Here is a 10688-nt window from a genome sequence, read left to right as displayed (position 1 = left end):
GTCCCACGTCGAACTTCATATTCCAAGCTCTGCTAACCCGCATAACGCTGCACCCCCTGCGCCTCTCCCGCCGAAACATCTGCACACACTCCATCAAAAATCTCATGTTGTACGACGTCTGACGTTATGTTCGACTTGCAGCCGTCTCACTAAAAATAACAATGGGGATACTCCTATGACGAGCACCAGCTCAGTCGATAAAAAAGCTACTGCTGCGCGTGAATCGGTCTTCGCCAAAGTCACCAAGCTTCTTGGCCCCGGCATTATCGCGGTGCTGTCATGGTTGGGGGCCGGTGACCTGATCACCTCTTCAGTGGCTGGCGCCAACTACGGCTACGCCATGATGTGGGTGCTGGCGGTCTCGCTGCTCCTCAGATTCCTGATCGTCAACATCATTGCCCGCTTCCAGCTCTGCAATAACAAGGGTATGAGCATCCTCGAAGGCTACGCCCAACTCCATCCAATCTTTGCCTGGTTCATGCTCGGTTACGCCTTGCTTATGGGGCATTTGATCAATGCCTACATGATCAAGGGCGCAGGCGAAGCACTGGCCATGCTGCTGCATATCAACCAACCGTTGCTGTGCTCTTTCGCAGTCGTGATCGCGGTCTGGTTGCTTGTGGGACGCAACATCTACACCATGATTGAAGGTGTCATGAAGGGCCTGCTGGCACTGATGACGCTGGCGTTTCTGGCACTGGCGATCATGTCCAAACCGGATATGGTCGGAATCCTCAAAGGCACCATTGGCTTCAGCATTCCGCCGGATGAAGGCGTACACGGTGCACTGCTGGTGGCGGTTTCGGTGATCGGCGCTGTTGCCGGTTCTATCGCTAACTTTGTACACCCGTATGTGATGCGCGAAAAAGGCTGGATCGGCCCTGAGCACAAGCGCATGCAGCGTAATGACCTGCTGTTTGCGGTATTCGTCGGCATTATCATCAACCTGGCAATCTGGGTTGTGGGTGCGGAAATTCTGCGTCCGAATGGCATTCAGGTGACCAACCTGCAAGACCTGGGCAAAGCCCTGGAAATGTTCTTTGGCTCGGCGGGCTGGTACATCTTCTTCGTGGGTGTGTTCGCAACACTGTTCGCCAGCATCGCGGGCAAGACCACCGCCTTCCCGATGCTGATCACCGATGCCTTCCAGCACATCCTCCCGAAACGTCGCGAGAAATACGGGAAGGAGTTCCACAAAGACCCGATGCACAAGTGGTTCATGTTGTTCATTCTGGTTACTCCACTGGTGTGGTCACTGCCCGGCATGCCGGACTTCGTGACCCTGACCATTGGCGTGAACGCACTGAACATCATCGGCCTGCCTATCATCTCGCTGGGCCTGCTGATCATGTCCAACCAGAAAAAGCTGCTCGACAAGCAATACCGCAACAACCTGTTCGAGAACATTGCTCTGGTATTCGCGACAGGTCTGGCGTTGTGGGTAGCGTTCCAGTTGGGGACTGATTTACTGAGCTAAGGGACGACATGGCTCTTCTGAGCTGAACCCATTCCTCTAGGAGTGGCCGGGGTGGCGATCGCGGTTTACCTGACAAACTGCATCGCAGCCTTCGGCAGCTCCTACCGCTCATGCGCCTTTAGCGTTGAAAACATTTTGCAACAAACCATTGCATAGCAGCCGCATAAAACAGCAGGATCACTCTAGCGTCTGCGTCAAGCAGGCATCCCTGCTCGAATAAAACGGAGCCCCGCTGGTAATGGATCAAACCTCCTCCCCCACTTCCACTCGACTGACGTCTCGTGAGTTTCGCGGGATGGTTGCCATTCTGTTGTCTATCGCCCTCGCCACACTGGATACCGCCATCGCGAATACCGCGCTGCCCAGTATCGCGGCTGATCTGAATGCGTCGCCTGCCGCCTCGGTATGGGTCATCAACGCCTACCAGCTCGCTGCAGTAGCGACCTTGCTGCCTTTCGCTGCGTTGGGCGGGGTCATCGGCCATCGCAAGGTGTATCTGGGCGGGCTGATGCTTTTCGTGCTGTCTTCGGCGCTCTGTACCTTTGCCTGGTCGCTGCCGTCGTTGACCATCGCCCGCGTCATGCAGGGGCTCGGGGCGAGCGCCATCATGGCCGTCAATGCGGCCCTGATCAGTTCGATTTTTTCTCACGAGCGCCTGGGCCGGGGCCTCGGCATGAATGCGCTGGTGGTGGGTACTTCATTTGCAGCCGGCCCCACCATCGCTTCTTTAGTATTGTCGGTTGCCAGTTGGCCCTGGCTGTTTGCAATCAACCTGCCGCTCGGCATTTTCGCGCTGGTTTTCGCCTGGAATTCCTTACCCGCCAGCAAGCCTGGCACCCTGACTTTCGATCGTCTGACCGCTGTGCTCAGCGTGATTACCTTCGGCGCACTGATTTACGCCTTGAGTGAAGCAGCCCAATTGGGCTCTAAAACCGGAGTACTGGTCGCCTTGGCGGCCTTCCTGATCGCCGGTGCACTGATGTTGCGGCGCGAAGCCGGTCACCCGGCCCCCATGTTCCCGCTGGATTTGCTCAAGCGGCCGATGTTCGCCCTCTCCGCCCTCACCGCTTTCTGTTCATTTGCCACCCAGGGTCTGGCGTTTGTCTCGTTGCCCTTCTTTTTCGAAACAGTTCTGGGCCGCGACCCGATCCAGACTGGCTTCCTGATGACTCCATGGTCGGTGGTAGTGGCTATGATTGCGCCCATTGCCGGACGCCTGTCAGACCGCTATGCGCCAGGAATGCTGGGCGGCATCGGGTTGGCGATTTTATGCGCGGGCATGATTTCGCTGACGATGATTCCCGCCGACGCCAGTGCGTGGGAAATCGGCATTCGCATGATCATCTGCGGGCTCGGCTTCGGGTTCTTCCAGGCTCCAAACCAGAAAGCACTGATGACCAGCGCTCCCAAGGAGCGAGCCAGCGGTGCCAGTGGCACCATCGCCACCGCACGCCTGATCGGTCAAGCCACGGGCGCAGCACTGGTCGCCTTGAGCTTCGGTATCAGTGGCGAACATGGACCGGTTCTGGCCCTGGCCATTGGCGCCGGTTTTGCGGCCGTTGGCAGCATTTCCAGCGCATTGCGTCTGGTAGCGGGCAAATCACCTGCTGGCGCAACCTGAACGACATCACATAAATTTAAAAAACTGCCGTTCGTAGGAAACCTTCTTCAGAGTAAGCCGTCCCAGCTATGATGGCACAAGGCCTCTCAATACCGAGACCACTCTGCGGCTGTCCGGAACGTCTATGCAATTATCATTACAAGCCGAAAAACAACGTCTCGCGGCGGTGCGCGCCATTCAGTGGCTGGAAACGGCCGCCGACGAGAACTTTGATCGCATCTGTCGACTGGCTTCAGCCTATTTCAATGTACCCACAGTGTTGGTGTCGCTGGTGGAGAAGGATCGTCAGTGGTTCGCGGGCAGAGTCGGCTTCCCGAAGCCGCAAACCCCTATCCATCAGTCCTTCTGCGCGCACACGATCAAGCAGGAAGGCGTCATGCAGGTGGTTGATGCCTGCGCTGATCCACGCTTCATGGATAATGAGCTGGTGACGGTTGACGGTGGTATTCGTTTCTACGCCGGAGCTCCACTGATCACGCGCGACGGGCATGCAATAGGCAGCCTGTGCCTTATCGACAAATTTCCTCATCAACTCAGCCATGCCGAAACATTGGTCCTGCAGGATCTGGCCGAGATGGTGATTTCACAGATTGAGCAGCGCCAGCAGACCAGCATGTGCAATGCCACAAGTGGCCTGCCCAATCTTCGGCAGTTTCTGACTGATAACGCAGGTCCATGGCTCGATGCGGAAGCCTCTACACGCGTACTGATGGTCGTTGAAGTCCTTGAAAGCCAATGGACTCATGGCTTTGCGCTGGAGCAGGACTCCGGACTTATTGATGCAAAAGCGAAGAACATCACTGCTCGCCTCAGCCAGGTCCTGGGTGAAGAGCTCACGGCTTACCATATCAGCGAGCGTCACTTGTGCCTGTTGATTCCAGCCAAACCCAAGGATCAAAGCGAGCTGATCCGCACCCTCAGCACACTGGTTTGCGAACCCTGTGCCGAAGACTCGATCTCCACCTTACCCGGTCTTCGCATGGGCATTGCCGTATGCGGAAACGGGAAACAATCAATTGGCGACCTGCTGCGCAAGGCCCGCTCCGCAGCGGACTCAGCTGCCCGGGACGGAATTGACTGGGCTGTCTGGGATGAGGACCCAAATTGTGCGTCTCGTCGTTCCGACGCCCTGATCCACGACGTGGCTGGCGCATTGTCCAGCGGCGATATTTCGTTGGTATTCCAGCCACGCTTCAGGCTTGAAGACGGTCGCCAGGTCAGCGCCGAAGCACTGCTTCGGTGGAATCACTCGGTTTTCGGACCGGTATCCCCTGCTGAGTTCATCCCGCTCATTGAACGTTCCGGGCAAATCAGCATTGTGACGCGCTGGGTTATCGAGAATGCCCTCGCTGCCGCGGCGAGCTGGAACGACATCGAGGCCAAGGTCTCGCTCAACCTTTCAGCCCTGGACTTTCAACACATTGATATCGCCCAGGCGTTAAAGGCGGGGTGTGAAAAACACAACATCGGCCCATATCGGGTCGAGGTTGAGATCACCGAAGGTGAATGGATAAGGGCCAGCACCAATGTTCTGGCCCAATTAGCCGAGATTCGCGCCCTTGGCGTAGATGTCGCCATCGACGACTTTGGCACGGGCTACAGCAACTTTGCTTACCTGCATGAAATCCCGGCCAACGTTATCAAGTTGGACAAATCGATCATTACCGATCTTGAAAACAAACCGCGCAATCGCATCATCGCGCAGTCTGTGTTTCAACTGGCGCACCAGTTGGGTTATCGAACCGTGGCGGAAGGTATTGAAACCTTCAAGTGCATGGATTTGGTCAGGGGCTACGGTTGCCATGAGGCACAAGGCTTCTTTCTGAGCCGACCGCTTTCCGCCGAACAGATCAGACTGTCGACGATGGGTACCCATTTCCTTCTCAGCGCCTGAACTTCACGAAATCATGTACACAGGCGTTACTCGCCGCTTTTGTAGGGCGGATAGTTTTCATCGCCGTTTACACGCTTGTCCTTGTTCAGGTCATGCCCATCTTCAGGAGACTCCGCTGGCCCTACCGGATCGACTTGCGGGTCTGCAAGGTCAGGAGAGTCGGGGTCGAAGCCCAGGTCCTGCTCGGGGTCGCGCTGATTGGTCGTCATACTCACCTCCAGGTAAATGCCCAACAGCGTTGGGCTACTCACGTAAGAAGCAAGGCAGCTCGCAAAGTGCAGCGTAACTGACGAGTGGACCTCATCACTGTTGTGGCATGGCCGAAGAGTGGTGATTCAGGATGAGCCATTCACCATTAATCTTCTGATAGAGGTAGGTATAGCGTGCCTGGACCTGACGCTTGGTGCCGTCAGCCTCGGTGAGGGTAAAGGTGTACACACCGGTGTCCAGCGCCTTGTTTTCATTCAGGCGACGAATCTCACGGAAGTTGACGACCCCAACCGGTTTCAGCAGCAGAAAGTGGTCGAAGTAATCCTTGATCTCCGCAGGGGTGGTACGCACTTTATTGGACACGGTAGGCTGCAGAATCGCATTCTTCGCATAAAGGGCAGTTACCTTGGCGGAGTCACCGGTCTGCAGCGTGCGATTCCAGCGTTCGAACAGCGCAGCGATTTCGCGATCTTTCACATCAGTCGGTTGAGGGGCGATCTCCGTGTAGGAATGCGGCTTGACCGGCGCAGTGTCCACTGCATGGACCAAGGGCGTTGCCAGCAGAGCAATCAGAGTCACAGCAGATATTTTTACGTTCAGCTTCATTTAAGGTATTCCTGTCGGCTTTTGGTGGAGCTACTGTGCCGCGTCCCGAAGATGCGGAAATCAGCCGATTGGGGCGATCTGTCTATGCCATTTGGCAGATAGCGGTACTGCACCGGAAAAGGTCTAATGGCGCCACTTTCTGCCGAATGGATCCGGCCCCTGTGTTGGAGCAGTACATGCACAAGCCTTCCGAAGATCCGGCCAGCGCGCTGAACCTGCGCAGCCAGTACCGTCAATGGGAGAGTCGTGCAGCGCGCTTGCGATTGCTCGTGGATACCGGCCAGGAACTGACACGCCTTTCGCCGTCATCCATGCGCCAGCGCGCATTACAAAGGGCCTGCGCATTTCTGGCGCTGGATCAGGGCATTCTCCTCGAATGGAACGGAGAGGCACCTTCAAGGGTGAGCGCCAGCCATGGCAATCCACAGCGTTTCGACACACTGACGACACTTCTCGACAGAACAATCCTGACGCCGGAGTGGCGAGTTCAACCGTGCGCACAAATCCCCTGCGTATTGCATTTACCGCTACTGGGTGCCGACGGCGAGCCCTTCGCTGCCCTTCTGCTGGCCAACAGCGCGAACATTGCGGCGCCTGATACCGAAGATCTGCAGTCTCTTCAGCTACTGGCCACCCTGCTGGCGGCACACCTGGAGAACAGCCGTTTGCTCGACGCACTCTCGGCTCGCGAGCGGGCCATGTCCGAACTGGTTCATCGTTTATTCAGTGCTCAGGAAGATGAGCGTAAAAGGGTCGCCTACGATCTCCACGACGGTCTTGCACAAACCCTGGCGGGTCTGCACCAGCGCTTGCAAGGTTTTGCCAGCCAGTGCCCTGAGCTCTCGGAACCGCTGAGCCAGGAACTCTCAACGATTCTGCAACTGGCGCAGCACTGTGTCGGCGAGGGTCGACAGCTCATTGGCGGCCTGCGTCCGGTTGTGCTGGATGACTTCGGTCTCCTTCAGGCCATAGACAAGGAAGCCGATCGCTTGCGCGAAGCCGGCCACGCTGTGCAATGGACGGCCAAATATGCCGAGCGATTGCCCGATGTCATTGAAATCACCTTGTTCCGCATTGCACAGGAAGCCATCAACAATGTCCTCAAGCATGCCGGCCCGTGCAGTGTCCGGCTTGCCCTGCAAATGCGCGGTACGGAAGTAGCCGTACTGATTGAAGACCAGGGCCGGGGGTTTGTAGCCCGGCAAACATTGAGAAATGACTCGGCAGATGGGTTGGGGCTGACTGCCATGCAGGAGCGCACTCACCTCGTTGGCGGGCGGTTTGAATGCGTCAGCCAGCCCGGCAAAGGTACGCGTTTGAGTGCAATTGTCCCGCTGGGCTACAACGAGGTACGGGCATGAGTAGAACATTAAGGCTGGTCATGGCAGACGATCATGAAGTGACCCGCGCAGGGTTCATCTCACTGCTGGCCGGACACCCCGAGTTTGAAGTCGTGGGGCAAGCCAATGATGGTCAGGAGGCCATTGAGCTTTGTGAACGTCTGCGCCCGGATATCGCCATTCTCGATGTCCGCATGCCGATCCTCAACGGCCTGGGTGCTGCACGCCTGCTGCACCAGCGGATGCCGGAACTGAAAGTGGTGATGTTCACCATGGACGACAGTCCGGACCATCTGGAAGCGGCCATAGCAGCCGGCGCTGCTGGCTATCTGCTCAAGGACGCCAGCCGCGAAGAGGTCATCAGTGCCTTGCGCCGGGTTGCTGCCGGAGAAGACGCTCTGAACAGTGCGATGAGCGCACGCCTGCTGAGACGCATCGCCACCCGCCGCGCCGCGGGTTCAGCGCCTCGGGAGAACCTTACCGAACGTGAGCGTCAGGTTCTGGGACTGGTTGCCGGAGGGTTCAGCAATCGCGAGATTGGCGAAAAACTGGGCATCGCCACCGGCACCGTCAAGGCCCATGTCGAGCGCGTAATCAGCAAGCTCGATGCCTCTGACCGAACCCAGGCGGCGGTGCGCGGCATTGCCCTCGGACTGGTCGCCCAGCCTGACGGAAACTGGACATGAGTCGCTGGTCGGATTTGCCGCTGCGGGGCAAGGCGCTGACCGCGATCGCCCTGCCGCTGGTGATCCTGCTGTCATCGCTGGTGCTGATTTACCTCGCTGAACGGCAGACCGCTCGTGCCGAGGAAGACGTTCGCCGGGTGCTCCTGGTACAAGGTGATATCCAGGCTGTTCATACCCTGCTCGCCGAGGCAGCCGCCAGCGAACGCGGGTATCTGCTCACCCACCGCGAAGACTTCCTGCCGGCCTACAACAGCGCGGGACCGTTGATCGATGCAGCCTTGCAGCGTCTGGATGCCAACGTTCGCGACCCCGAAATCCGTGATCGCCTGCAACTCATTATTCCGTTGATCAAAGTCAAGCTGGGGGCCCTTGCGAAGCTGCGTGAGGGCCATGGCGAGGACCCGGCGCTTGTTACCGATATTCTCGTGAGCAACAAGCAGGTGCTGGACACCTTGCGAGAGCAGATCAGCGCCATGCGCAATCGCGAAGCCACGCTATTGGCAGAACGTACTGCAGCCGCGGCGGAAACCCGTGAACGACTGGTGTTTGCCACGTTTCTGGCCGCCTGCTGCGGGGTATTCGCGGCTGTCGCAGCCATGCTGTTGCTGTCCAGAGGTATCGTCAGCCGGGTCGAGCATGTGAAGCGCAACGCGCAACTGCTGGCTGCTGGTCATCCTCTGATGCCGCAACCTTCGGAAAAGGACGAAATCGGCCAGTTGGGCACACGTCTGGTGGAGGCCGCGCACCTGCTGGCCCAGCGCGAAGGCGCTTTAAGGGATAACGAAGAACGCTTGCGGCTGATCATCGACGCGGTCAAGGATTACGGTATTTTCGCCCTCGATGCCAACGGCCGTGTCACGACATGGAACGTCGGAGCAGAGCGAATAAAGGGCTACAGCGAACAGGAAATCATCGGTCAGCCGTTCTCCGTTTTCTATTTGCCGGAACAATGCCCTCAGCGCCCGGAGATGGCCTTGCGAGAAGCCAGGAGCAAAGGCTATTTCATGGAAGAGGCCTGGCGACGCCGCAAGGACGGCAGTCGCTTCTGGGCCAGCGTGGTCATCAGCGCCCAGTACGACGCCAGCGGCACCTTGCGCGGTTTTTCCAAAGTGACCCGGGATATCAGCGACCGTCATGCTGCCGAAATCGCTTTGAGCGCAGCCCGGGAAGAAGCGGAGCGCGCCAGCCGCGCCAAAAGTGAATTCCTGTCACGCATGAGCCATGAGCTGCGTACGCCTTTGAATGCCATTCTCGGCTTTGCGCAACTGCTGGAGATTGATCCGCTGCCGACACAGCGTCAGCAGATCGGACACATCCTCAAGGCGGGCCAGCACCTGCTGACCTTGATCAACGAGGTGCTCGACATTGCCCGTATCGAGTCCGGGCACCTGCCGGTCAATCTGGAGCGCATTGCGCTGGGCACCGTCCTGCACGAAGCGCTGGCGCTGGTTGCCCCTATGGCCAGTGAAGCGCGGATCCGTGTCGCTCCCCTGCCTGTCATTCGCCCCGAAGAAGGCGTAATTGCCGACCGCCAGCGATTGATGCAGGTGCTGCTGAACCTGCTCTCCAACGCCATCAAATACAACCGCACGGAGGGTGAAGTGACCCTTCAGGTTGCCCGCAGTGGCCAGCAGGTCTCTGTCACGGTATCGGACACAGGCCCCGGCATTGCCAAGGATCAGTTGCACAAACTGTTCAGGCCGTTTGAGCGTCTGAACGCCGACCATCAGGTTGAAGGCACAGGTCTTGGACTGGCACTGAGCAAGAATCTTCTGGAAATGATGGACGGCAGCCTTGAGGTACTCAGCGCTACGGATGAAGGTTGCAGCTTCATTTTAAGTTTGCCCCACGCCGTCATCCAGCCGGAGACCGCGTTGGTCGCTTCGCCCCCCAGTGCCGTGATTGATAATCCGGGGCAAACCTCTTCGCCCTATCGTGCCAGTGTGCTGTGTATCGAAGACAACCTGGCCAGCCTGACGCTGATAGAAACCCTCTTGCAGCGGCGCTCGGGCATTCAACTGTTCTCAAGCATGCAGGGGCAGATGGGGCTGGATCTGGCTACCCGGCATGCGCCGGATCTGATTCTTCTGGATATCAATCTTCCCGATATCTCCGGCATCAAAATACTGCGCCGCCTGCGTCGCGCCGTACAAACTGCGAATATCCCGATCCTGATGATGACCGCCGACGCCACGCCAATGACTCACAAGGTGTTACGCGAAGCGGGCGCTACGGCCATTCTGGTCAAGCCCATCAACGTCCGGATGTTCTACGACCAGATTGATCAGTTCCTCACGGAGCCTGTATGACTCAAGACCTACGCATCCTGCTGATTGACGATCAGCGTGCCAATCTCGAACTGATGGAGCAGTTACTCGCCCGTGAAGGACTGCTGAACGTCCTCAGCACTACCCAGCCCACGCACACACTGGAGCTGTTCAACAGCTTCGAGCCGGATCTGGTGATCCTCGACCTGCACATGCCTGAATTTGATGGCTTTGCCGTGCTCGAACAGCTGGGACGGCGGATCTCACCCCATGAATACTTGCCCATTCTGGTACTGACCGCCGACGCGACCCGCGACACCCGGATACGCGCTCTGGCTTTAGGTGCGAGGGATTTCATCAGCAAACCACTTGATGCATTGGAAACCATGCTCAGGGTCTGGAACCTGCTGGAAACCCGCGTGCTGTACAAGAGTCTGCGGCAGTTGCTGCCTGCGGAGCAGATTGAATTGCTGCAACAGCGACGTGGAGCGAGCCTGCAAGTGCAAAATCCACAGCGGGAGTGATGTTAGCCGCGAGAGTGTCTGTATGAGCGCTACTCATGCCTCGTCAGACCCATTGCTCTCGCG

At 57.8% G+C, this 10688-nt stretch carries 9 protein-coding genes; 7 read left to right on the top strand and 2 right to left on the bottom strand.

Annotated elements, in window-relative coordinates:
* Positions 1–175 precede the first annotated feature (175 nt).
* The 3 genes from H8S59_RS15905 (at position 176) to H8S59_RS15895 (ending at position 4992) form a co-directional block, all read left to right on the top strand.
* Entirely contained in the window at positions 176–1477 is a 1302-nt protein-coding gene (locus tag H8S59_RS15905; RefSeq protein ID WP_187522043.1) for an Nramp family divalent metal transporter, read from the top strand.
* Positions 1478–1772: 295 nt separating this feature from the next.
* Positions 1773–3098 (top strand): MFS transporter, encoded by a 1326-nt coding sequence (locus H8S59_RS15900; RefSeq protein ID WP_187522050.1) that lies wholly within the window; start codon positions 1773–1775, stop codon positions 3096–3098.
* A gap of 124 nt (positions 3099–3222) precedes the next feature.
* The gene (locus tag H8S59_RS15895; protein WP_187522042.1) at positions 3223–4992 is read left to right on the top strand and encodes a sensor domain-containing phosphodiesterase; all 1770 of its coding nucleotides are present in this window, start codon (positions 3223–3225) and stop codon (positions 4990–4992) included.
* Positions 4993–5018: 26 nt separating this feature from the next.
* Here H8S59_RS15895 and H8S59_RS15890 read toward each other — a convergent pair whose 3' ends face one another.
* Positions 5019–5201 (bottom strand): DUF6021 family protein, encoded by a 183-nt coding sequence (locus tag H8S59_RS15890; protein WP_095095522.1) that lies wholly within the window; start codon positions 5199–5201, stop codon positions 5019–5021.
* Between the two features lie 94 nt (positions 5202–5295).
* A complete protein-coding gene (locus H8S59_RS15885) occupies positions 5296–5802 on the bottom strand; it encodes an SgcJ/EcaC family oxidoreductase (protein ID WP_246475355.1) in 507 nt (168 codons plus the stop codon).
* A 182-nt stretch (positions 5803–5984) separates the two neighbouring features.
* Here H8S59_RS15885 and H8S59_RS15880 point away from each other — a divergent pair, with 182 nt between their 5' ends.
* From H8S59_RS15880 to H8S59_RS15865, 4 genes are read left to right on the top strand one after another with little or no spacing between them, the layout of a single operon-like run.
* Positions 5985–7169, top strand: coding sequence for a sensor histidine kinase (locus H8S59_RS15880; RefSeq protein ID WP_187522041.1), 1185 nt, complete (start codon positions 5985–5987; stop codon positions 7167–7169).
* Positions 7166–7834 (top strand): response regulator, encoded by a 669-nt coding sequence (locus H8S59_RS15875; protein WP_187522040.1) that lies wholly within the window; start codon positions 7166–7168, stop codon positions 7832–7834. The genes H8S59_RS15880 and H8S59_RS15875 overlap by 4 nt, the downstream gene beginning before the upstream one ends.
* Entirely contained in the window at positions 7831–10143 is a 2313-nt protein-coding gene (locus tag H8S59_RS15870) for an ATP-binding protein (protein ID WP_187522039.1), read from the top strand. Before H8S59_RS15875 ends, H8S59_RS15870 begins: the two co-directional genes overlap by 4 nt.
* On the top strand, positions 10140–10625 hold the full coding sequence (locus H8S59_RS15865; RefSeq protein ID WP_095095510.1) for a response regulator: 486 nt from the start codon (positions 10140–10142) through the stop codon (positions 10623–10625). The genes H8S59_RS15870 and H8S59_RS15865 overlap by 4 nt, the downstream gene beginning before the upstream one ends.
* Positions 10626–10688 lie beyond the last annotated feature (63 nt).

It is taken from the genome of Pseudomonas folii, assembly GCF_014357575.1.
GTDB classification, from domain to species: Bacteria; Pseudomonadota; Gammaproteobacteria; order Pseudomonadales; family Pseudomonadaceae; genus Aquipseudomonas; species Aquipseudomonas folii.
Note: the sequence above shows the minus strand (reverse complement) of the source record. Positions and strands in the feature narration are given on the sequence as shown.